15 protein-coding genes and 1 pseudogene are annotated in these 22,418 nt (G+C 67.0%); 8 read left to right on the top strand and 8 right to left on the bottom strand.

From position 1 onward, the window contains the following. Window positions 1-2: 2 nt before the first annotated feature. Window positions 3-353, bottom strand: coding sequence for an STAS domain-containing protein (locus tag ACIRR8_RS18575; RefSeq protein ID WP_404065644.1), 351 nt, complete (start codon window positions 351-353; stop codon window positions 3-5). Window positions 354-590: 237 nt separating this feature from the next. Between ACIRR8_RS18575 and ACIRR8_RS18570 the strand changes: the two genes are divergently transcribed. Beyond that, window positions 591-974 (top strand): hypothetical protein, encoded by a 384-nt coding sequence (locus ACIRR8_RS18570; RefSeq protein WP_404065641.1) that lies wholly within the window; start codon window positions 591-593, stop codon window positions 972-974. 183 nt (window positions 975-1,157) lie between these two features. On the opposite strand, the gene tpg is transcribed toward ACIRR8_RS18570, so the two are convergent. Further along, entirely contained in the window at window positions 1,158-1,715 is a 558-nt protein-coding gene (tpg, locus tag ACIRR8_RS18565; RefSeq protein WP_404065638.1) for a telomere-protecting terminal protein Tpg, read from the bottom strand. Window positions 1,716-2,155: 440 nt separating this feature from the next. Between tpg and ACIRR8_RS18560 the strand changes: the two genes are divergently transcribed. Further along, the gene (locus ACIRR8_RS18560) at window positions 2,156-2,305 is read left to right on the top strand and encodes a hypothetical protein (protein WP_404065635.1); all 150 of its coding nucleotides are present in this window, start codon (window positions 2,156-2,158) and stop codon (window positions 2,303-2,305) included. A gap of 937 nt (window positions 2,306-3,242) precedes the next feature. Here the strand turns inward: ACIRR8_RS18560 and ACIRR8_RS18555 are convergent. From ACIRR8_RS18555 to ACIRR8_RS18545, 3 genes are read right to left on the bottom strand one after another with little or no spacing between them, the layout of a single operon-like run. Continuing rightward, on the bottom strand, window positions 3,243-4,148 hold the full coding sequence (locus tag ACIRR8_RS18555) for a tetratricopeptide repeat protein (RefSeq protein ID WP_404066549.1): 906 nt from the start codon (window positions 4,146-4,148) through the stop codon (window positions 3,243-3,245). After that, on the bottom strand, window positions 4,069-5,730 hold the full coding sequence (locus tag ACIRR8_RS18550) for a hypothetical protein (RefSeq protein ID WP_404065633.1): 1,662 nt from the start codon (window positions 5,728-5,730) through the stop codon (window positions 4,069-4,071). Before ACIRR8_RS18550 ends, ACIRR8_RS18555 begins: the two co-directional genes overlap by 80 nt. Window positions 5,731-5,739: 9 nt before the next feature. Next, the gene (locus tag ACIRR8_RS18545) at window positions 5,740-6,180 is read right to left on the bottom strand and encodes a hypothetical protein (protein ID WP_404065630.1); all 441 of its coding nucleotides are present in this window, start codon (window positions 6,178-6,180) and stop codon (window positions 5,740-5,742) included. Window positions 6,181-6,441: 261 nt separating this feature from the next. On the opposite strand from ACIRR8_RS18545, the pseudogene ACIRR8_RS18540 reads away from it, so the two are divergent. The 3 genes and pseudogenes from ACIRR8_RS18540 to ACIRR8_RS18530 all read left to right on the top strand — a co-directional run. Beyond that, window positions 6,442-6,618, top strand: a pseudogene (locus ACIRR8_RS18540) (sulfite exporter TauE/SafE family protein); the annotation flags it as partial. Window positions 6,619-7,439: 821 nt separating this feature from the next. Continuing rightward, on the top strand, window positions 7,440-13,625 hold the full coding sequence (locus ACIRR8_RS18535) for a DNRLRE domain-containing protein (RefSeq protein ID WP_404065627.1): 6,186 nt from the start codon (window positions 7,440-7,442) through the stop codon (window positions 13,623-13,625). A 71-nt stretch (window positions 13,626-13,696) separates the two neighbouring features. Beyond that, window positions 13,697-14,434: a DUF4240 domain-containing protein gene (locus tag ACIRR8_RS18530; RefSeq protein ID WP_404065624.1), complete on the top strand. Its 738-nt coding sequence runs from the start codon at window positions 13,697-13,699 to the stop codon at window positions 14,432-14,434. Window positions 14,435-15,692: 1,258 nt separating this feature from the next. Here ACIRR8_RS18530 and ACIRR8_RS18525 read toward each other — a convergent pair. Continuing rightward, window positions 15,693-16,472 (bottom strand): hypothetical protein, encoded by a 780-nt coding sequence (locus ACIRR8_RS18525; protein ID WP_404065621.1) that lies wholly within the window; start codon window positions 16,470-16,472, stop codon window positions 15,693-15,695. Window positions 16,473-16,782: 310 nt separating this feature from the next. On the opposite strand from ACIRR8_RS18525, the gene ACIRR8_RS18520 reads away from it, so the two are divergent. Next, window positions 16,783-16,956, top strand: a complete 174-nt coding sequence (locus ACIRR8_RS18520) for a hypothetical protein (protein WP_404065619.1) — start codon at window positions 16,783-16,785, stop codon at window positions 16,954-16,956. Between the two features lie 190 nt (window positions 16,957-17,146). On the opposite strand, the gene ACIRR8_RS18515 is transcribed toward ACIRR8_RS18520, so the two are convergent. Next, window positions 17,147-18,076, bottom strand: coding sequence for a hypothetical protein (locus tag ACIRR8_RS18515; protein WP_404065617.1), 930 nt, complete (start codon window positions 18,074-18,076; stop codon window positions 17,147-17,149). A 215-nt stretch (window positions 18,077-18,291) separates the two neighbouring features. Between ACIRR8_RS18515 and ACIRR8_RS18510 the strand changes: the two genes are divergently transcribed. Further along, window positions 18,292-18,573, top strand: a complete 282-nt coding sequence (locus ACIRR8_RS18510) for a hypothetical protein (RefSeq protein WP_404065614.1) — start codon at window positions 18,292-18,294, stop codon at window positions 18,571-18,573. Window positions 18,574-20,754: 2,181 nt separating this feature from the next. Beyond that, a complete protein-coding gene (locus tag ACIRR8_RS18505) occupies window positions 20,755-20,997 on the top strand; it encodes a peptidoglycan-binding protein (protein WP_404065611.1) in 243 nt (80 codons plus the stop codon). Window positions 20,998-21,464: 467 nt separating this feature from the next. Here the strand turns inward: ACIRR8_RS18505 and ACIRR8_RS18500 are convergent, their stop codons facing one another. Further along, window positions 21,465-22,253 (bottom strand): class I SAM-dependent methyltransferase, encoded by a 789-nt coding sequence (locus tag ACIRR8_RS18500; protein ID WP_404065608.1) that lies wholly within the window; start codon window positions 22,251-22,253, stop codon window positions 21,465-21,467. Between the last annotated feature and the right edge of the window lie 165 nt (window positions 22,254-22,418).

The raw sequence follows: 22,418 nt of genomic DNA, 5'->3' as shown, positions 1-22,418 counted from the left end.
GGTTAGGCCAGGGCCTCGGAGAGCGTTTCGGCGATCTCGAAGTGTTCCAGTGTGCCGGTGACGGTGAGGAGTTGGGTGACGGTGGGGTGCAGGGGGCCGGCCAGGATGAGGCGGCGGCCTGAGGTGCGGTGGCGGCGCCATGCGTGCAGCAGGGCGTTGAGGAGGGAGCTGTCTGCGAAGGTGACACCGCTGAGGTCGACGGCGGTGGCGGGCAGGTTGCGCCGGTCGGCCTCGCCGAGCGCTGCGAGGAGTTGTTCCTGTTCGTCCAGGTCGAATTCACCCGACGCCGCCACCACGAAGGTGCCGTTCTCCTCGTAGGAGTGCACGCGGGCAGGAGGGGGTGTGGGGGGCATCGGCGCATCGTCTCACCCGCTTGTGACCCGAGGGCGCGCGGGGACCGGCCGACCCGGAGCACACTGGATTAGGTCAGGGACAGACCGTGCCGACATGGAGTGTGCGGGACAGGTCCGGGTCCCCTGGAGCATGAGTCGGGCTGGTGCCGGTGCTTCGGCGCATTGGGTGCTGGCAAACGGCGCGTTCCGCCCTGTGTTTGTCAGGGGCACGCCATTCGTGTTCGCCGGGTGAAGATGATGACGAAGACGAGAGCGCTCGCGGGATCTGCCGTCTTAGCGGCATTGCTTGTGGTGTCGGTATCGCCGAGCGCCATGGCTGCTGAGATCACCCGCGCGTACACCACGGACAACGAACCAGGTGGTATGGCCGAATGGAGGGCCCACGGCGAAATCCTGTACGTCAGGGACACTCAGGCCGGGGACGGGTATCACGCCTGGGCCGGCGTTTACTCAGACACCCGCCTTGAGCTTCTTGTGAAGGAGGAAGACGGGGAGGACGCCGGCGGCGACACGCGGAACTGGTCGTACTCGGAGGGCTTGGCCCTGTGGTTGCGTACCTGCCTTCAGAAGGGGTCCGACGGTCCCGGGAAGTACTGCTCCTGGACACGCATCTACACCTGATGCCCCCGCTTTCAGCGGGTGGAGTTGTTGTCCGGGAGGGTCTCCGGGCAGACCGTGCCGTATGAAGTGTGCGGGATAGGCCCGGGTCTCCTGGAGTACGGCCTTGGACCCCTGGCGTCGGTGGCTGAACTGTCCCGGCACCAGGCGCACGCCCTCCACTCCCGGTACGGGCGTCGGTGCTGTCTACAGGTCGAACTCCAGGTGCTCGATGTCCGTGAACCGGACCTCGTCCAGGCTCCCGGCCCGGGTTCCGCCGTCCTGGAAGTAGACGTCCTTGAGCGCTTCGGCCGCGATCTCCTGGAGCCGGGCGTCCCCGGCCCCGGCCTCCTGGGCGTCGAAGAGCCGGGCCGCGTACTGCGGGGGCAGGGCCACGGTCAGGTGCCGGATGCGGTCCTGGTCGGTGGACCCGATGGGGGCGGTGTAGCCGAGGCGGGCCCGGGTGTCGATGATGATGCCGCCCGACGACCCGGCCTTCGCCTTGGCCCTGGCCCGTACCTGCGGCTGCCACCGCTGCTTGACCTCGCGGCCCAGGCGGGCGGCGAGGTCGGGGCGGGGCTTCTTGATCTGGCTTTTCACGTACCGCTCGACGGTGCGCTGCGAGACCCGCAGCATCTGCGCGACCGCCTTGGTGCCACCGAGCTGCTTGACCAGGTACCGCATCTGCGCGCCCGCGGACTTGGGGGTGGGGCGGGTGAACGCCTTTTGCACGGCGGCGTCCAGGCCGTCACCGATCAGGCTCATCGCCGCCGTTCTCCCGCTCGCTGCTGTGGGTGGCACGGTACCTGGGGTTCGCTCACGCAGACGTGACGGGTACAGGCCGGCTCAGGACACCACTCCGAGGGGCCGCGCCGGCGGGGCGAGCGTACCTTTCCACCGACGCCCAGAGCCTTGGGCGCAGCCGTACCGCCGCCCGAAGGCGCGACGTCGAACGGGGGAGGGGGACGGGTCGGGTTCTGTCCAGGGGTCGGCTCCTCCGGCGGGCTTGGTCACGCCGGAGGAGCCGCAGCTGGTCGGCCCCCATCGGCGGGAGATGAGAAAGGGCCGTCCCGAGCTGCTCTTCAGCTCTCCCTGATCCAGACGGCCAAACACCCACGCCTCGCCACTCCTCGCATCCTGTCTCGGATCTGCGCACGGAGGTCGGGAGCCGTTCATCACCGGCTCCCGGAGCTACTGCGAGGACGGTGACCGCATCGACGACCCTTTCCGAGGCCGCGCCGTTCATGACGGTCAGCGACCTCAACGTCTCCGATGACACCGTCGTGGCCGTCCAGCCGACGAGCACGATCCTGCCCGGCCACGCCTCAGCAGGCACCGGAGTTGGAACGCCCTGACCTGCAATTTTCCAACTGGCCCCTGCCGGTTGGAACGGTTCCGGGCTGTGGCTGTCCCGGCTGTTCCACTGGAATGAATTCGCCAGGACACCGTCGGGGCCCGCATAGACACACGCCTCGTGCGGGGGCCGGTTTTTGAAACTGGCCCCGGTTCCCGCGCCGGTTGAAACTGGTGCCGCTCTGCCAGGAGCCGGAGTGCGGGAGGGCTTTTCCAACGTCGTGTGCCGGTTGGAACGCCGGGTGGGCCGGTTGGAACTCCTCGGAGAAGTAGGCGGCCGGCAGGAGCGCCGGACCGGCGAGGAGTGTTCGCTGGTCCGGCAGCGTCCGATCATGCGGCACGTACCGGCCCCGGGACACGGGAAGGTACCCGTCCTCGGCCACCGTGGTGCCGGCCTGCAGCGCCGTACGCCGTCTGCGCGTGGGCGGTGCTTCTACGATGCTCCTGTGACCACTCGCCGCGCTCTTGGCGCAGGACCCCAGGTTTCCGGGTCCAGCAGTATCCGCGCAGCCGAAGCCGACATCAGCGACGCCCTGCCCGGCATACGCCTGCCGGACCTTCTTGAGCTACGAGCGCGTGGGGTGGTCGGGTCCCGCCTCCCTGGGACCGCAGGCACGCGTCGGGTTCTCGGGGCCGGTGCCGTGGACGACGAAGCTCCGCCGGCCTAGCGCGCTTCGACTGAGGGACGGGTCTCGTCGTTGCGCTCCTGGTGGTGCTCGTCCCCACCATGGTGGTGGTGCCCGCCCGCACCACGATGGTGGCGGCGGAGTCGCCTGCTACCGGACCGGCACGGTGATGCCTACAACAGACCGAGCAGGGGTTGCGGGGCTGGTCTCTGTCTCCCGCAGTGTGCCGGTTGCCGTGCCCCGGTCTGGGGTGGCCCGACTCACCGTCGGCAGGCCTCTGCCTTCATGGGGTGGTCCGTCGTCGGCTGATGGTTCATCCGGGCTCCGAAGCCGTATCCGTTTCAGGCAGGTCTGTGGCTGCGGGTAGCTGCGTTTCCGCGCTCTTCGTGCTGTTCGCGTGTTCCCGGGAGGCGGCTGCTTCCTCGTCCGCGCCTGCCTGGGTATATGCCTGGGCGGACTGTTCCCATGCCTCCCGCACTTGAGCCGCATCGGCGCCGGCGGTGGTCAGTGTGGTGGCCAGCTCGCCCCACGCTTCACCCGCCCGGAACCAGTCTTTTGCCGCGGTCAGCATCGCAGCAGCCTGCTTCCCCGCCACGACAGCCTCATCAAAGCGGCCCAGCCCCCGGTACGTGGTGCCGAGGTTGTTCCAGGCGGTTGCTTCGCCGTGGGTGTCGCCGATCTGTTGGTAGATGTTGCGGGCGGTTTGGTGGGCGTGGAGGGCTTCGTCGAACCGGCGCAGCTCTTTGAGCGTTCTGCCGAGGTTGTTCCAGGCACCGGCTTCGCTGTGGGTGTTGCCGGTTTGTTGGTGGAGGTTGCGGGCGGTTTCGAGGGCGTGGAGGGCGTCGTCGAAGCCGCGCAGGTCCTGGAGCACGGTGCCGAGGTTGTTCCAGGCATCGGCTTCGTCGTTGGTGTTGCCGGTTTGTTGGTGGAGGTTGCGGGCGGTTTCGAGGGCATGGAGGGCGTCGTCGAAGCCGCGCAGGTCCCGGAGCACGGTGCCGAGGTTGTTCCAGGCATCGGCTTCGTCGTTGGTGTTGCCGGTTTGTTGGTGGAGGTTGCGGGCGGTTTCGAGGGCGCGGAGGGCGTCGTCGAAGCGGCGCAGGTCCCGGAGCACGGTGCCGAGGTTGTTCCAGGCATCGGCTTCACTGTGGGTGTTGCCCATCTGTTGGTGGAGGTCGCGGGCGGTTTCGAGGGCGTGGAGGGCGTCGTCGAAGCGGCGCAGGTCCCGGAGCGCGGTGCCGAGGTTGTTCCAGGCATCGGCCTTGTTCCGAGTGTCTTTGAGCTTGGTGCAGGCGTCGAGTGCGAGGGCGTTGACTACGACGTGGTCTTGGAGGTGTCGTCGCCATTGCAGGTAGGGGCCGAGTGCGGAGCTCAAGTTCAAGGCGGCGTGGGGGGGTGTGGGCGGTGGCCATGAGGTTTTGGCGTTCGGCGTCGAACCAGTCCAGCGCCTGGTCCCGGTCGGTGAACCGGGCGGAGACCGGGCTGCCAGGGGGGTTGAGATGGGTGTTGGCTGCTTGGGCGTGTTGGATGTAGTGGTGGGTGAGCCGGTCGCGGGCCTGGTCGTAGCGGCGCCGGGGTGTGCGGGCGCGGTCCATGGTGGCTGTGGCTTGTTCGTGGGCGTAGGCGCGCAGGAGGTCGTGCATCTGCCATCTGCCGCGGACGGTTGGGGTGCGTTCGATGAGGTGGCTGGTAGCGAGCCGCGCGAGAAGGCGTTCGGTGGCCGGCTGCGGCTGGTCGGCCAGGACGGCCGCGGCGGGGGTGGAGATATTGGGGCCGGGGTTGAGGGCGAGCAGGCGGAACAGGTCCTGTTCTTGCGGGGTGAGGCGTTCCAGGGACTGGTCGAACATGGTCCGCAGACTGCGTTCACCGTCGTCCAGCCCGTCCAGGACGCTTTCTGTGCTGCCGAGGGCGTCGGCGCGTTCGGACAGCGGCTGCCCTGGGTCCTGGGCCAGCAGGGCCGCGGTGATCTGCAGGGCCAGCGGCAGATAACCGCATGCCAATGCCAGCCGCTCAGCCGCTTCCGGGTCTTCTCCGACCCGCGGGTCGTCCGGGTCGTTGTTTTTCAGGGCTGCCTCGAGGAGGGCGACGGCGTCTTCGGGCTGGAGGCGGTTGACCGTCCGCATCCGGCCCAGCCCGGTAAGCCGGTTCCGGGACGTGACGAGCATCCCGTGATGGCCCGGCGGCACCAGCGGCTGCACCTGCGCGATCGCCGAGGCGTTGTCCGCCACCACCAGCAGCCGCTCACCCTTCGCCTGCCGGGCGTTGAGCTGGGACCGGTAGAGCGCGTCCCGTCCGGCCCCGGGCGGCGGGAGGTGCTCGTGCGGCACACCGAGCGACCGCAGGAGCGCTTCCAGTGCCTCCTCGGCCCGCGCCGGCTGGGGGTCATAGCCGTGCAGGTCGACCAGCAGCACACCGGAGAACCAACCCCGGTTCTGTGCGGCGTGCCCCGCGGCGTAGGCGAGGGTGGTCTTCCCGACCCCGCCCCACCCCGACAGCACAGCCACCGCGGGCCCCTCATCAGCACGGTCGGGATCCAGCACACCGAGGATGTACGCGAGGTCGTCCTCACGCCCGGTGAACCCGACGGGCGGCGGCGGCAGCGCGTCCAGCGCCGTAGGCACCGGCGCGTACTGCTGCACGTACGTGTTCGCGGTCATGGTGCCGTGCCCCAACACCTGACTGTGCGCGAAATCCGCACCGCGGAAATCACTCCCCGCCGCCCCCGGCGCCTGTACCTGGCGCTGCTGAGGCTTCCCGCTCTTCTTGCCCTTGCTCTTACGCTTGGCGCTGTTCTTGCCCCCCACAACCATGTCCTACTTGTCGTAGTTGTTCGTGACGGTCATGGTCCCGCTGCCCAGCACCTGACTGTTCGTGAACGAAGCCTGACTGAAGTCGTTATGCACCGCCTCCACCGGCTTGGCGGCCTCGGCCTGGGCCACCAATGCCTGCAACTCGGCCACCACCACCCGCTGCTCTGCAACGGGCAGCTCTTCCAGAAGCGTCTCCAGGCGCGTCTGCCACCGCGCGACCTGCGCGATCTGCACCCGCTGTGCGCCTTCACCGTCGCCGGCTGCTTCGAGCACCGACCTGGTCTGGTCCAGGCGCTCCAGTTCGGCCTGCTCGCGTCCCGGCTCTCCCCGGCCGAACAGGCGGGCGAAACCCTCCCGGATCCCGCTCCACGCATCCGTTCCCGCAGCCTGCACCACCGCGCTACCTCCGGCAGCCGCGACAGCGATGAGTCCCTCGACCAACATGGCATTCCCCCGCATCCAACAGACAAGGACCTCAGCCTAGTTCGACCACACGGCGACTATCAGCATGTCTACGGAACCGCAGCCGGAACCCGCCCAGCATGTCCAGCTGCGCCCTCCTGGCTTTGTTCCGAGTTTGGACGGCAGTTGTTCACCGCCTCGGGAGGCGATTGGATCAGGCCGGGGTCGATGTTCTGGAGAGCGGCAGGCGCCTGATCCGGAGCCCGTTCCGGGTGCCGGATGAAGAGGGCCCAAGGGGATGTCGTGGAGTGGTCGAAGGGGTTGCTCGGGTTCACGCCCATGGGCGTCTCCGGAGCGGTCTTCCTGCTACCGGTCCAGGTCAGTGTGCTCGGCGTGCCGAGCCCGGCCGTGGCCCCTACGAACCTGCTCTACAACGTCGTGGCCGGCCCCGGCGCTCTCAGCCGCTACTGGAGGGCCGGACAGTAGCTCCGGCAGCCTGGTGCCTTCCTGGTCTTCATACCTGCAGGGCAGCCTTGAGGCGATTACTGCCGTCGAGCAGGTCGCGAACACTCTCACTCGAGCACCGAGGGGTCGTCGACCCTGCGATATGGGCAGCACTGCGCGATACCATCCTGACCGCCGCCACCAAGATCCAGGAACGCCACCGGAGCGCCATGGCCAAGGGCCGCCCGATTGGGGGGCGTCCCTCTCACCGGTGACTGGATTGCCGGTTGGACGCTTCAGGAGATCCAGAACCCCTACGAACTGCTCCTTGCCGTCAAAGGACGTCACGGTTACGTCGTACTACATCGAAAACTGCTTGATCGCTAGGCGGCCCAATCTGAACGAACAGCGCGATTTGGGCACGGTGTTACACGTCGCGATCTGTGCTGCCGGGCGGGTGAGCGAGTTGTCGGCCTCCCGGCGATGAAGGAAGGTCTCCCGGGCGCCTGCCGGAGAGTCGGCCTCGGTCGCGGCATCGCCCCGGCGTTCATGGTGATGACTGGCTGGCTCTTGGGCGGGCGCCGGCTCGCGTCGAGCCGGCGGCTGATCATGATCCCGCGGCGCTTGTCGAAGCGCGGTCCTGGCTACAGCTCAACCTTCTGAACGGGGGAGCTCCGACTGCTGGTGCGTACCGGGGGCATGCCTATGTCAAAATCACGATCACTCCACACTATGTAGGGATTGTGATGAAGAGATGCACGGGCGGGGTCTTCCGCTCGGGAAGCGCGGCTGCACCAGCGTTGCTGCGACGAATAGCCCTCGGTGTCGCCGCCGTTCTGGCGGCGCAGGCGGCGTCGATGTCCTTCGAGACAGGGGCGGCCTTCGGCGCGACGCGCCCGGTGCAGCAGGTGCCCGCCGGCGCCGAGAACGACAAGCCGGCCGCGTCGTCGGCCGATTCGGTTGCCGCGGCGCTGCTGATGGCCCGTTCCCAGCGACGGAAGATCGAGGCACTGTCGGAGCGTACGGCGACCACCGCCACCTACGCTCTGCCCGATGGCGCGTTGCAGACCACGAGCTACGCGGGCCCGATGTGGCAGAAGGACGATGGCGGGCAGTGGAGAGACATCGACACGAGTCTCACGGATACGGGAACCGCACTCGAACCGGATGTGGCGGCCGCGGTCATCAAAGTCTCCGACGGCGATGACACCGCGCTGGCTTCGGTGACCAAGGACGGAAAGTCCTTCGCGATGGGCTGGGAGGAGCAGCTCCCAGCTCCCACTGTGGACGGCGACACCGCCCGATACGACATCGGTGACGGCCAGAAGCTGACTGTCACCGCGCTGTCGCAGGGATTCGCACAGAGCGTCGTCCTTGACCAGGCACCCGACCGGCCACTGGAGTACCGCATCCCCATCGTGGTCAAGGGACTGACGCTGTCGAAGGCGCCCTCCGGCCGACTGCTGCTGAAGGACACCAAGAACAGACTTGTCGCCGAGGCCCCGGCTCCCATGATGTGGGACTCCTCCAAGGACGAGCGCTCCGGCGAGTCCAAGCACCTCGCGGAGGTGGAGACCACCGTCGAGACCGCGAGCGACGGCGCGCAGACCTTGGTCCTGTCACCGGACGCCGGGTTCTTCGAGAAGGACCTCACCTACCCCGTCACCGTGGACCCCACCTCAACCCTCGCCGCGTCCACAGACACCTGGGTGGCGACCAACTACAACGACTCCCAGGTCTCCTCCACGGAGCTGAAGTCGGGCACGTATGACGCTGGCACCACCAAGGCGCGTTCCTACCTGAAGTTCGACGTGACGCCGTTCAAGGGCAAGCACATCATCGACTCCAACTTGGCGCTGTATTCGTACTACTCCTCCACCTGCGACACCACGGGGGCCGGTACGCAGGTCCGGCGGGTGACCGCCGACTGGTCGTCCTCCGCGATCACCTGGGCGGTGCAACCTGCCACTACGGCGACGGGGGCGGTGACGAACAAGGCCGCACTCGGGTGGAAGTCTTCCTGCCCCGCGGGCACGGTCGACTTCGGCATCGACACCATCGTGCAGGCGTGGGCCGATGGCGCGCCCAACTACGGCCTGCGCGTCGCCGGAGCCAGTGAGAGCGACTCCACCACCTGGCGGCGCTTCCGGTCGGCGAACTACGTCTCGGGCGACGGTTCGAGCGAGCCTCACCTCACCGTCACGTACAACTCCTTTCCCGCAGGGCCGTCCTCGACTGCCATCGCACCGGCTCAGGTCAACGCCTACAACGGCAAGCGATACGTCACGTCGCTGAACCCCACGTTGAGCGCGAAGGTCACGGACCCCGACGGGTCCCGCACCAAGGCCGAGTTTGAGATCACACCCGATCCGGCCACCGCCAACACCACGTACACCTACACCGGCTCCTCGGGCGCCGTGGCCTCGGGCTCGACAGCGAGTCTCACCGTCCCCGCGAACAAGACCCTCCCCTCCGGAGCGGGCCTGAGATTTCGGGTTCGGGCGCACGACGGGACCGACTACGGACCCTGGACGGGCTACACCGCGTTCCAGCTCAATACCGCCAAGCCCGTTGCTCCCGTCATCACCTGCGAGACGTACGCCGCCAACAGCTGGTCTGCTAAGTCCGACACTGCGGTGAACTGCAAGCTCGACACCGAGTCAACCGACGGGGCCGGCTACCACTGGGGACTCGACAACAAGGCGTTGCCCAACAAGAAGCTCGACACGACCAACGGGACGGGCGGAGACGCGCTCACCGTCAGCATCAACCCCGCCGAGGGATGGCACACCCTCTACGCCAAGACGGTCGACTCCGGCGGAAATCTCTCGACCGGCGAGCCCTCCGCCTACAGTTTCGGGGTCGGCACCGACGGGGCGGCCATTCTCTCGCCCATGGACGGCGACGACACCGCCCGGCGTATCACCCTCGCCGCGAAGGGGCTCAGCTCCTACACCGGAGTCACCTGGCAATACCGACGGGGCGAGGAGGACACCTGGCGCATCGTGCCGGCCGTGAATGTCACCGCCTCGGGAAGCGCTGTCTCGGCGTGGCCGGTCAAGGTCACCGGCGGCACCTCGGCCAGGCTCGTCTGGAACGTGACCGACACGCTCGCGGAGGACGGCGCGGTCGAGCTGCGCGCCGCCTTCACCGACGGCACAACCGTCGGACAGACCCAGATCGTCGAGTTCACCCTCGATCGCGACGCGGGATACGCGCAGTCAAGTGATGTCGGTCCTGGGGAGGTGAATCTCCTGACGGGTGACTTCACCTTGTCCGAGACGGACGCCGAGGCATTCAACAGCGCCGTGGCCCGAACGTTCTCATCCCGCGCCAACAGCACCGACGAGGAGGGCATGGCCAGGATCTTCGGTCCAGGATGGATCTCGTCGATCGTCGGAGACGTGGCGGACGACCAATACACGCAGATCAGGAAGACGTCCGCCACCTCGGTGGAGCTGCTGTCGGCCGACGGCTCAGCGATCGCTTTCACGGCCACCGGCACCGGAGGATGGGCGACCGAGTCGGGCGTCAGCGGTCTGACGCTCACCGGCAGCCTGACTGGCGACAAGTTCACGATCAAGGACACCGACGCCAACGTCACGGTCTTCGCCAAGGCGGCGGGCGCCACCCCGACCTGGGTGTTCTCCTCAAGCGCGGCCGCCGTCGACGACACCACGATCACGGTGGTGTCGGAAGCCGTTTCGGCGGACGATGCATCCGTCACCCGCCCCAAGTACGTCATCGCACCGAACGCAGGCGCGAAGGCTCCGGTCTGCCAGGCCGACCCGTCGACCAAGGGCTGCCGGGTCCTCGAGTACGTGTACTCCAACGCGACCACGGCCACCGGCGGGTCGCTGGGCGACTTCAAGGCACAGACCCAGTCGATCAGACTGTGGGCCACCGACCCCGGTGCCACCAAGGCCACAGCCGAGACCGTCGCCCGGTACGCCTACGACTCCTCCGGCCGGCTGCGCGAAGCGTGGGATCCCCGCATCACCCCCGCGCTCAAGACCGTCTACACCTACGACTCCGAAGGATTGGTGAAGACCCGCGCGGAAGCCAACGAGCTTCCCTGGACCTTCACCTATGGCAAGGCAGGATCAGCGCCCACCGCAGGTGCTGGCATGCTTCTGAAAGCGTCCCGCCCCGCACTGGAGGAGGGCTCCACGACGACAGTGTCAGGAACCTCAGCCACGTCGGTGGTGTACGGCGTGCCGCTGACGGGGACTCGGGCACCCCACCAGATGGACACGGCGACTGTCTCCACGTGGGCCCAGGAAGAAGCCCCAACAGACGCCACCGCCGTCCTCCCGGCGGATGTCACACCCGCCTCCCACAACGGTTCCGAACTCGACGCCGGAGCCTACAACCGAGCCGCTGTCACCTACCTCAGCGCGAACGGCGACGAGACCAACACGGCCACCGCTGAAGGCGCCCTGGACGTGACCGAGTACGACGCCTTCGGCAACGTAGTAGCGGAGCTGTCAGCCGCCAACCGTGCGCTGGCCCTGGGCACCTCCACCGACGCCGCGGCGAAGCTCGCGGAACTCGGCCTCGGTGAGCTGACCACCTCGCAACGGGCGGAGGCCCTGTCCGACATCTCGGTGTACTCGGCGGACGGCGAGCGGCTCACCGACCAGTACGCCCCGCTGCGCTCGACCACCCTCGCGAAGGAGCTGGTGGGCTCCACCAGCGAAGCCACCCTGCCCGCGGGCACGAACGTCCTCGCCCGGCGGCATGTCTCCTACCGGTACGACGAGGGACGCCCGGCGGACGCCGCCGTTTCCGGACTGGCGACGTCGACGACGACGGGAGCATACGTCGAGGGATACGCCAACGACGCCGACAGCCGCACCTGGAGCACCCGGTACGACTGGTCCAACGGCCACCAGACGGCCGCCGTCGAGGACCCGACCGGCAAGGCGCTGACCGTGGCGACGACCTACGACTCCGACGGGCGAGTCACCTCCACGCGCCAGGCCGCCTCCTCCGGTTTGGACGCAGGGACGCTGACCTACCGGTACTACACCGCAGACGGAAACGGGATCTGCGGCGGCCGGACCGAGTGGGCGGGCCTACTGTGCGAGACGGCGCCGGCCGCGACCATCACCGGAGGGGGAAACCAACCCGCCGAACTCGTCACTACCCTCTATACCTACGACCGCTGGGGACAGCCGGTGGTCAAAAGGGAGTCCGCCAACGGCGTCATCCGCACCACGACCACCACAACCGACTCCGCCGGCCGCACGAAGAAGCTCAACGTGACCGGAGGCGTGGGTGAGACCACGCCCGCCACGGAGTACACCTACAGTGCTGAGACCGGGCGGCTGGCGGCAATGTCCACTGGCGCGAACTCCGTCTCCTACGGATTCGACGCCCTTGGACGTCAGGTCACCTACCAGGACGGCACCGGCAACACCACCACTAGCTACGACAAGCTCGACCGCGTCGCGAAGGTCACCGACTCGGCCCCGTCGACGAGGACGTACGCCTACGACTCATCAGACCGGATCAAAACCCTCACCGACTCTGTCGCGGGCACCTTCACCGCTACCTACGACGCCGACGACTCGCTCCTCACCGAGACGCTGCCCGGAGGGCTCGTCCTGACCGTGGACACGGACACGGTCGGCGCCGTACGGGCGAAGGAGTACAAGAACGCCGTCGGGACGACCGTGCTCTCCGACATCACGTCATACACGGTGCACGGACAACAGGCCGGCCGGAGCCAGACCGACGGCTCCACCACGGAGACCGACTACTCCTACGACAGCGTCGGCCGCCTGACCCAGGTGGCCGACCGAACGGCCGGAGGCTGCACCGCCCGCTCCTACACCTTCGACCAGAACAGCAACCGGACCCGTCGCGCCACCGCGTCGGACGACTGCGACAGCACAACCGCAGACACGGTGAACACCTCCACCGCATACACCTACGACAGCGCCGACCGCCTGCTCGGCGAGAACATCGCCTACGACGCCTACGGTCGCACGATGCGGACCGACGGCACTGAGCTGACGTACTTCACCAACGACCTGGTGCGCTCCGAGACGTCCGGCACCACACGCAAGACCTGGAGCCTGGACGGGGTGGGCCGTCTCCACAAGGCGGTCACACAGACGCAGGACTCCGGCGGCGCCTGGACGACATCGGGCACCGACACCAACCACTATGGGGCAAGCGGTGACAGCCCCTCCTGGAGCCAGGACGAACAGGGGATCGTGACACGCAACGTCACCGACCCGACAGGCGGCCTCGCCGCGATCACCTCGTCCACGGGGGACACAGTCCTCCAACTGACCAACTTGCACGGCGACATAGCCGTCCGTCTGCCCCTGGACAGCGCCAAGCCGGTCGAGGTGCAGCGGTACGACGAATACGGCAACCCCCTGGATGGCACAGCGGCGGCCACCTACGGATGGCTCGGCGGCTACCAGCGGTCGGCCGACACTGTCAGCGGCCTCACCCTCATGGGCAGCCGCCTCTACAGCCCGGCCACCGGTCGATTCCTGCAAACGGACCCGGTGTACGGCGGCAACACCAACGCTTACGTCTACCCGGCAGATCCCGTCAACACCTATGACCTGGACGGCCGCTTCGTCATCGCCATCCCCGTCTACTTCGCGGCGGAGTGGGCGCTGACAGCGCTAATCGCGCTCATCGCGGCATCCGTCACGGCGTGGATTTGCCACACCTTCGGCTGCTCGATCACCGTTACGGGAACGGGCGTCCGGATACCGTGGCCGGACAAGCAGTCCAAGACAGCGAAGAAGTACAAGAAAAAAACCTACTGGGGTTACAAGATCTACCGGAAGAACGGCGGCCGGATCTATAAGTACGGCATCACGAGAAAGGGGCCGTCCCGACCCAAGTCCCAAATCGGATCCTGCGAGAGGTATTACAAGCGAGCCTGCGGCTACAAGATCATTTGGCGTGGCAAAGGTTGGTACAATGCACGCATGTGGGAGGCTGGAAAGATAACCAAGTACGTGGGTCACCACGGACATTGCCCCCCGGGGCAGCTCAAGAGCTGCCGCTGATCCGCAGGCTTGATATCGATGGGGTGTCCCGGTTTATCGGGACACCCCATCGGACTTGAGAAGGGATAGTCGTGCGAGAAGACCGATTCTGGGAAATTATCGAAGAACTGGAAGGGTGTGCCGACGAAGCGTCAGTACATGAGTTGACTGAAATTCTCTTGGGCGAGGAAGACGAGCATGTAGCAGAATTTCAGAGAATCCTCGAAGAACACCTGACCGAACTCCGTCAGTTCGCATCTGCGACGGGACTCTCGCTCACCGAGTCGCAGGCGTGTGCGGTTGTAGCGGCAGGCAGACCGGTCTACGCGCAGGTGTTTGAGAATCCAGCAGCATTCAAAGACCGCCGGTGGGAATGCGACGAGTCCGCCTTGCTGGTGCGGGCTGCTCCAGAAGTGCTTGGTTTCCTTGAACGGATTCCCGAGCACTCCGCCCTGAGGGGCTGGTTGGACGTCCGATTCGGTTCGGATATCAAAATCCCGGAGGTGTACGAGGAGTCCGTCGAGCAAGTCAAAGAATTGATCGAGGATTCGCTGGAATGGATTGCCTGGTGGGAAAAGGCTGGAGCGACTCGCCTCTTCGTTACTCTTGATGTAATGAAATCGTCGGAGCTGCAGAATGAACCCTCTCTCCGCCGCGTTCACGACATCCTCGAATTCAGCATGAATGTCGACGCCGGACGTATTCGTCGGCTGCGGATGCCAGGAAAGTCGAAAAACGCGTACGAATACGCACGTGAGGACCTGGGGAACTGCATGGAGGAGTTGGCACATAAACTGTCTCTTGGCGCGATTCCGGCTCTCCCCTCGTGAGACACCAGGCTGGCCCCACGCTCAGCCGCGAATCCAGGGCCGGCGGCCTTCAGCGAACCGCGTCGTACGCAGGCACGCTCGGGGCGGTTTGGAGCGGCCTCACGAAGTCGTCGCAAGCCATCCAGGCAGCACACCACCACCGACAGATTCAAGCGCTGGCGCGTCTTCGGTCTGTTGGAGAGGATGTCCGTTTCATATCAGCTGGGAGGAGACACGGCATGACGACGTGGGAGTACCAAACTGTCGATGCGATTGACAAGCTTCGGTTCGTGCAGCTCTTGAGAGTTAATAGCGAGCAGGGGTGGGAGTTCGTAGGGTCGGAGACCTTCGACGATGGTAGTAAGTTGCTGATCTTCAGGCGCCCCAGGGCGGGCGTGTGACCGGGGTACGTGCTCAGCCGGCCGCCTGTGTGCTGGGGTAGGGCGCGGGCAGGTCGTGCCGACAGGGAGTCTGCGGGACCGAGCCTCCCGCCAGCCTGACGGCCCGGCCCGCTCCGGACCGTGTACTTTTCCGACAGCTCCGGGTGATCACGGTGGCGACGCTGCTCACCGGTACCACCGGAGTGCCGCTCGGTGGTCCGGACCGCCGCCCGCCATCCGCCAGAAGCTGCGGGCAGGTGACCCCGGCGCCTCGCCGTCCGGGCGCCTGCTGCGCACCGCCCGGATCACCGGCACCCGCGAGTTCCGCCGCGGCCGTGTGCTCCGGGGGGTGCCAGGGTGCGCGCGTGTCGTGCGCGCGCGAGGCGGTGAGCTCCGGCGGGCGGTGGGTCGCCCGGGGTGGGCGTTCCGTCACCGGCTCCACACGCCAGCCGCCCGCCCCGGGCACCGGGCAGCCTCCCACAGCCGCGCCCCGCCCCGGGGCCGGGGCCTCTTCCCGGCGGTGCCCGCCAGCCCCACAGCGGACACGGGAGAGGGCCGACTGCTGTGAGTGGGCGTGTTCGTGGCATCGGCCGGGTGTCAGCGGGATAGGGCGCTGGGCGCCTGGCCACGAAGCTGGTTACGGGCATGTTCGCTGTCATGAGGTGATCAAGTGGCTGCTGTTCTCTGCCTGGCAAGCGGTTGATCGGCTGCCGTGGGAGGGGCTACTCACCGGCCTATATGCCAGCCGCCCGCCTCGGGCCCTGGCACTCTCCCATGTCACGTCCTGTCCCGGGCAGCTGCCGGGGAGTGCGGGGCGAACGCACCGCGGCAGGTCCCGGGGCTTCTGTAGCTGGGACGTCAGCCCTGGACCTGTACCAGGACCTCTCGTCAGAAACGGCCTAGTCGTTGATGCCCAGGACTGTGCGCGCGCAGCTGAGGAATTCCTTCATGGCCTCGTTGTGCTCTCTCCAGCACTGTTCGAGCAGGGGGCCTATCTCAGGCTCCATGCAGTCGCCGAGGAGGGCCGACGCCTGCCCTGTGTCCAGGGCCGGTAGCCGGTCGAGGGCTGCGGAGGCCGCGTCGTGCACCTCCACCATGTTCGCGGAACCGGCTCCATACGCGGCACGGAAAGAATCCAGGGCTTCCACAGCCCGGCGGGCATCCTCGTACTCGGGCATCCAGGCACGGACATTGGTCAGCTGCATATGGAGCCGGTACGCCTCACCTCGCTGGCGAGCGAGCCGTTGGACGTTCTGCGCCGCATTCAGAACGCGCGTGGACGCGGTGGTGAGGGAGATGGGAGCGACAAGCTGGACCGCCCCCCAGGCGTGGAGGAGTTCGTCGTAAGCGGGCGTGGAGGCGCCCGTGTCGGGCTCCCGGTACAACGTGTGCAGAACTCGGCCGAACGCCCTGTCAGCGCGGATCAGGTCCGTCGCCGCGCTTATCCGCTGCTCACGCAGAGCCGCGGCGAGGGCCGCAGATGCGGCGTGTTCGGCCTGTTCCCGGACTGCTTGGAGGGTCGCTGCCGCAGCCGTTTCCGCTGCCTCCTTCGCGGCTTTGGCCTGCGCGACGCCCCCGCCGGCTTGCACCCGGGAGCCGAGCCAGACCCCAGCGAAGGTGACCACGATGGGGAGGAGCCAGACTATGAGCGCCTGGTGCTCCTTGAGGAAATTGATCACGCTGTGATCCTCCCCTGCGGAGTGCTTCACCGGGAGGCCATCTTGTTTCGGTGTCTCTCCCCCGGGGTTGGTGCTTCGGGGCCAGCCTCACCGGGTACTCGTGTCGGGCGCTTGCGAGATGGCAGGCCGGTGGGAGTCGTCCGGGCTGTCGTTCCGTCACCGGTGCCACGCGCCAGCCGTCCGCCCCGGACCCGCGCAGCCTCCCACCCCGACCGCCCCGGCCTCGGCCCTTGTTCCCCTGGTCCCGTCCACGGCTCCGCCGGTCCCGGTCCCGGCCCCGGTTCTGCCGGTTCCCGCGTCGCGGCGGTCTGTGCTCCTCCTGGCGGCCTCCGTCGGCTTCCTCGCGGCCGCCGGTCTCCTCTATGTCCTGGCCGATCGCCCCGGCTTTAGGGAGCCGCTGGAAGCCACCGCGACGATCATCGGCTCGCTCATCACCGCTGCCGGTGTTCTATGGACCATCTCCCGGGCATTGAGCCCCCGGTAAGGCAAGCGGACTCGGGCAAGCCCGTCTCGGAGGAGGGCTTGCCCGGGTCGGGCCAGGCTTGCCCGCACCGCTGCGACTTGCCCGGGCCAGTAACCAGGTGTGAGTGGGCGCGTTCGTAGCCCGGCGCTCGATCGTCCGGTTATGGCCGGTACTACGAGCATTGCTGTATTCGCCGCAATCCTGGCCGTATTTATCGTGGCCGTAAACGGGAGGCATTGACATTCGGCCAGGAAGTACTATTTCCTGTGGACCCGGTTTTGCGGCGGTTAGCCTCAATGACCTTATCCCATTCCTGCTTCGCTAGGCGGGCAGCCTCGGGCATCTCCTGCTCCGCTAGCGTGTAATAGTAATCGGCTTCGATCCGGGCCTTCTCATCCTTCTCTAGCTCGGCCAGGCGAGCGGCCTCGGCCAGGTTTTCTTCCTTCACCGCAGCCAGGCGAGTTGCCTCGGCTTCTAGCCGTTCGGCTTCGTCGCTGACGTAAATCGCGCGTTGCTCCAGAACGCGCACCATTCGTTCGGCCTCGTCCTTGTGATGCTGCGCCTCGCGGATGATGGTGTCCGCTGTCTGACGGGCGGTGCTCAGTAGTTCCTCAGTTGCTTCCTGTGCCTGCCGTAGCTGTTCCTCCTGGAGCTGATTGGCCCGGGCGTGGCGGACATGGCGGTTGCCGGCTGCGGCGAGGGCGGCTTCCACCTCGCGGCGGGCTGCTGCCAGGATCTCGGCGGCATCGTTCCGAGCCTGCTGGATGAGGGCGTCGATGACGCGCTTCCTGGGCGCCCGTACCTCTTCCTCCAGGTCTCTGACGCTGACCCAGCGGTCGTACCACCGCTTGACGAGCGTGTCGGACCGGGGAGTGCCGGTGATGTCTGTGCCGAGCTGCTCGACGGTGCGTACGAACTCGATCAGGAATTCGTATGTGGGCAGACGCTTGCCGGAGAGCATGTCTGAGATCCCGGAAGGCGTCACCCGGTGTCGGGTCGCGGCCTTGGAGATCTGTTGGTAGGAGGGCTCGCCCGAGCGGATGCGGAAAGCGGTCAGATCTCGGGCGAAGGCAGCCCGAGCAGCCGCGGCTGCCACGATGGCCGCACTGTCTTCTGGAGCGGCATCGGCCGGCACTGTCATCGCTGTGTCGTCTCCCGTGGTCGCTGTTGAGCTGTCATCACCGCAGCTTAGAGAGCGAGTAGACGGACGGTCTGGGAAATTGTCGAACAATCTTGAACAACAGGATCGTTCATGATCAGGCCCGCTCCGTCCAACATCCAACCGCTGCGTCCGAGTCCTGCCGAGACCGTTCGGGTGGCTGGAGCAAGCGGGGTGCGGCGGGCTGAGATTGAGGCATGACCTTCATCGACGCAGCACTCAGCGCGTTCACATCGCTCCAGCCGTACCTCGTCGGCTTCCTCCTCGACCTCCCGGGCAACATCGCCGCCAACCTCGTCTGCGCGACCGGGGCAGCGCTCTTCGCTCACTTCAAGAGCCGGAGCACGACTCCGCCGGCCGTCCCGCAGATCGTCGAGGGCAGCACCACGCGCTCGGAGGAGCCGGACGCTCCGCACACCAACCACATCAACGACGCCGCCGACCACCCGCCCTGCCCCTGCACCCCGCCCTGCACGTGATCCTTCCTCCTGCCTTTGGTGCCGGCACCAAAGGCAGGACTCGCAGCGGATCGGTCGGCGGTTCGCCCTCCGGTCGGTTGACGGCCACAGCGCCCCTGGCTCCTGGCCCTCGTCGGCATACATCAGCGCGTGAGGCGGTGAATTCCGGCGGGCGGCGGGTCTGGCACGCCAGCCCGCGGTAGCTCAAGGGGCGCCAAGCCCCGCGCCCCGCGCCCCGCGCCTCCTGGCGCTGACCGGCGTGCGTCTTCCTGGTGATGTACCGGGCGTTCCCTGACGTCCGCGACGACGTTGGCCGCACTCACCGCGGCAGGTCACAGCGCCCTGCTCCCGGCTACTCACCACGCGGTCCGTCGTACTCACCATGCAGTACTCACCATGCCGTGGTGAGTGCGGCGTGGTGAGCCGTCTGCGGTGTGCGGGCTCCTGCCGCGCGTTGTGCCGGCTCCGCGTACCGACCGCGCCCGCCCGTCCGTTCGCTCGGCCCGGTCAGCCGGTCGGCTGGCCGCCGCGCTCCGGGGATGGGGCGGGAAGAGCGCTCAGCGGTCTCTCAGGGTCCCGCGAGGCGGCCCCGGCCCCTGAGGGCCGCCGGCCCCTTCCAGCCGCTTGTACGGGCGAGCGGCCGGTCCAGCCGTCCCGCGTCAACCGGGTGGCAAAGGGGGTGACACAGCGGGTGACGCAGGCGGTGACGAAGGCGGTGACATGGAGGGTGACAGAGGGGGTGACACTCAAAAATGGTGGCCTCGGTCATTCCCGCTGGCCAGCCCACAAATCGTTGTGGTGAGTTACCCAGACTTCCTCTTCTGCTGCCCTTCCTGTTCCCGGTGTTGTGGGGGAGTGGGGTGGTGGCGGTCTCGGAAGCCGGCGGGGCGCTGCGCTGGCTGTGGGTGATCGTGTCGGCCGGTGGCCGCCGCGATCCAGGGGCGCCGGGCGGGCAGAGAGGCTCGGCGGCCTCTCAGGCCCCTGATGGGCCACCGAGCCACCGGCGGTCCCATCAACCAATGTGGCAACCTGAGCCTTCCCCTTGCGGCAACCGAACAGCTCGCCTCCTCCGCCGACGAACCCGTCTCCGCCTCCGGCCAGGGCCCTGACTCCGGCAGCGGCAAATCCGGCGACTTCACTTCCGGCCCCTCCTCCTTCTCCGCCGCCGCTGAATAGGCAACTTGAGCCGAATGCGGAACCTTCTGATTCGGTGCGCACCTTGCCGGATACGACAGGACAGCAGGGCATGTCGCCGGGCCGGTGCAGCGCCCGTCCAGGGGTTCCGCTCGGCCCCAGCCGACCATTGGGACCATGCGCAGCCACGTTCCCGCGTGGTTGTGACCAGACTCGTGTTACCGGGCGCGGCGGCGTTTGCGTGGCCGGTGCGGACCTGGTCGCGATCGCGAGCCCTCGGATCTACCCGGCTGCCAGCCGTGGTGTGTCCCCGCCCTGTCAGGGAGCCGGCTGTTCGTACGAGGGGTCTCTGTGGTGACCCGAGACCGTCACTCCGAGCCAGGTTGACGGCGACTAACTTCGATGACGATCAAGGGATTTCGGCCGCTGAGCGAATTCCCTGGTCCTCAAGACGAGGTCATGGTGGTGACCGTGCTTCGAAGGTCCTTGTGCCGCGGGTGCCGCTTGCGCTTTGTCTTGGAGCGATTTCTTCCACGCCTCTGTGATGGTTTCTACAAGGTTCCTGTTTTTGGGTAGGCCGGTTGACCTGGTATGTGAGTGTGGGAGTGAGCAGAGACCCGGGATTTCGAGCGGTCGGTTATCTAGCTACAGCGGGTTCTGGGGTGGAACACAGAAGATCATCGGCTGCTGATAGCCGCCGGTACTGAAAGATTACGGTCTGTGGCTGAACAAGGCTGCTGCTTGCCATCTTCGGTTTGTCCAGATGGCGTCGCAGTCGCTGGTATGCGTTTTCCTGTCGTGCCAGTGTTTCGCCGCATCAGCCTGAGCCAGCTTGATGCACGGCACAGCGGACCAATCAAGGAGAAACGAATGAGCATGCAGTTACTGCGAGGCAAAGGGTCCTTGACGCGCTCCCGTGGCGCGTTCACCGGAGCCGCTCTCTGCTCCGCTCTCGCGCTCGGGGCTGTGCTGGCCAGTCCCGGTGCAGCAGTGGCCTTGACTGAGGTAGAGCGGAACTCCGCAACCGTCTCGGCGCAGGCCGCGTGTTCTGTCGTGTGGCGTGACGGCGTGGACTACGACGGACTCACCGCCGGCTACAGCTGGGCGTGGAACGTCCTTGTCGTCCAGGGAGCCACCGGCGACCGGGTCCGGGAAATCCAGTGCCTCCTCAACTACCACGGCAAGGTACTCCCCGTAGACGGGGACTTCGGCCCGCAAACCTTCAACAAGGTGTGGGAGTTCCAGGCTGCCAGAGGTATCACACGAGACGGCAAGGTCGGGCCGTCCACCTGGCGCCAGCTGCGCAAGTAGGGACCCACTTCAGCGGTGTCCAGGCCGCCACCCGCGAAGCCTGGACCCGCACAGCTTCCCGCGCCGACCGTGCCCGCCGTGGATCGGTCTGGTGCTCCTGGTGGTGAGGGCTGGCCGCACCGAGCGCACCGCACAGCAGGAAGCCGAAGCGCTCGCTGCCGAAGAAACCACAGCACGAGAGGAAGCCAAAAAGAACGGCCTCTTCGGCTTCCTCCGATAACCCCTCACCGCTCCCAGCACCCGCCGAAAACAATTCACGACTCAGCGATATCCGAGTGGCCCCGGGCCTTCCTCCGGGGCCACCTCATCTTTACGCGTAAACCTTGAGCTGTTTCCAACCTCAGCTTGAGCAGGTCAGATACAGGGTGAGGACCGCACCCGCAGCAGCCGCTTCAAGCGCTGAACACTTCGCGAGGCGCTGCAGGCGGTCGAGAGCCGGCAGGTCGGCAACGACGACGAAAGACGGATCAGCGCGCCGGCTCCGACGTGCCTCGCGCCTGGTCGCGGCCGGCGACCACCAGGTACCCATCGCTCTCGGGGGCGAAGGTCGTGGACTGCACCGTGAGCCCGACACTCCGCAACTGCGCCACGAGGTCCTCGTACTGGTAGGGCCAGATGGACAACCGCTCCGAGCATGCTCGCACTGCCCCATCAGGCTCGATCTGGGCGACCACGATCTCGAGGAAGTGTTCCTCCTCCCAGCGCTGCTCGATCTGCCAGTAGTAGCTGACGACCGCATCGCGGTCGTTGCGGCGGATGAGTCGATCACGGACGTCTACCCGTGAGCCGGCGGAGCGCACGAGCTCCCAGTTGCGAGAGTGCAGCACAAGGCGTCCGCCCGGATTCAGCAGCCGCGACATCGCTTCCAGTGCGTTCGGGCGCCCGGCTGCGCCCTCGGCGTGCCCGAGCGAGTTGCCGACGCAGAACACCAGGTCGAACGTGGAGTCCTCCAGGTGGTCGGGCAGCTCGTCCCAGCTCGCGCGCAGCGCTCGAAGCGAGACACCCTGCTCGTCGGCGACCTTCTCGGTCCGGCGAACCATCCCACTGCTGGCATCTGCGGCGACCACGTCCAGGCCAAGACTCGCCAGCCCGACGGCGAGCTGGCCGGTTCCGCATGTGCAGTCCAGGACACGCGCGTTGGGCGGCACAGAGCCCACGACATCACTGTAGTAAACCGCGGCTGCCTCGGTGGGGGTCAACCTGTCGTCCCCGATCAGCCACTCGTATACGTCGGAAAGCGCCCCATAACCAGCCACCGCGAAACCTCCATCACTCGACGACACGCGGGCGAGACCGCGCTGCGACTCGGACCTTGCGCCTCGCACTGTGCCGGACCGTGTCAGCGAAGCATTGAGCAGGACCCAACCACCTCCGGCCGCTGAGACTCCACCGGATTTCATGGGAAACCGCAGCACGCCGCA

This window comes from Streptomyces sp. NPDC101178, from assembly GCF_044767965.1.
Classification (GTDB): domain Bacteria; phylum Actinomycetota; class Actinomycetes; order Streptomycetales; family Streptomycetaceae; genus Streptomyces.
This window is presented reverse-complemented; position numbering and strand designations above follow the sequence as displayed.

What these genes read in the sequence shown, in the direction of transcription:
- ACIRR8_RS18575 (WP_404065644.1), bottom strand. Translation starts at nt 353, where the DNA reads ATGCCCCCCACACCCCCTCCTGCCCGCGTGCACTCCTACGAGGAGAAC.
- ACIRR8_RS18570 (WP_404065641.1), top strand. Translation starts at nt 591, where the DNA reads ATGACGAAGACGAGAGCGCTCGCGGGATCTGCCGTCTTAGCGGCATTG.
- tpg (WP_404065638.1), bottom strand. Translation starts at nt 1,715, where the DNA reads ATGAGCCTGATCGGTGACGGCCTGGACGCCGCCGTGCAAAAGGCGTTC.
- ACIRR8_RS18545 (WP_404065630.1), bottom strand. Translation starts at nt 6,180, where the DNA reads ATGTTGGTCGAGGGACTCATCGCTGTCGCGGCTGCCGGAGGTAGCGCG.
- ACIRR8_RS18535 (WP_404065627.1), top strand. Translation starts at nt 7,440, where the DNA reads ATGTCCTTCGAGACAGGGGCGGCCTTCGGCGCGACGCGCCCGGTGCAG.
- ACIRR8_RS18515 (WP_404065617.1), bottom strand. Translation starts at nt 18,076, where the DNA reads ATGACAGTGCCGGCCGATGCCGCTCCAGAAGACAGTGCGGCCATCGTG.
- ACIRR8_RS18510 (WP_404065614.1), top strand. Translation starts at nt 18,292, where the DNA reads ATGACCTTCATCGACGCAGCACTCAGCGCGTTCACATCGCTCCAGCCG.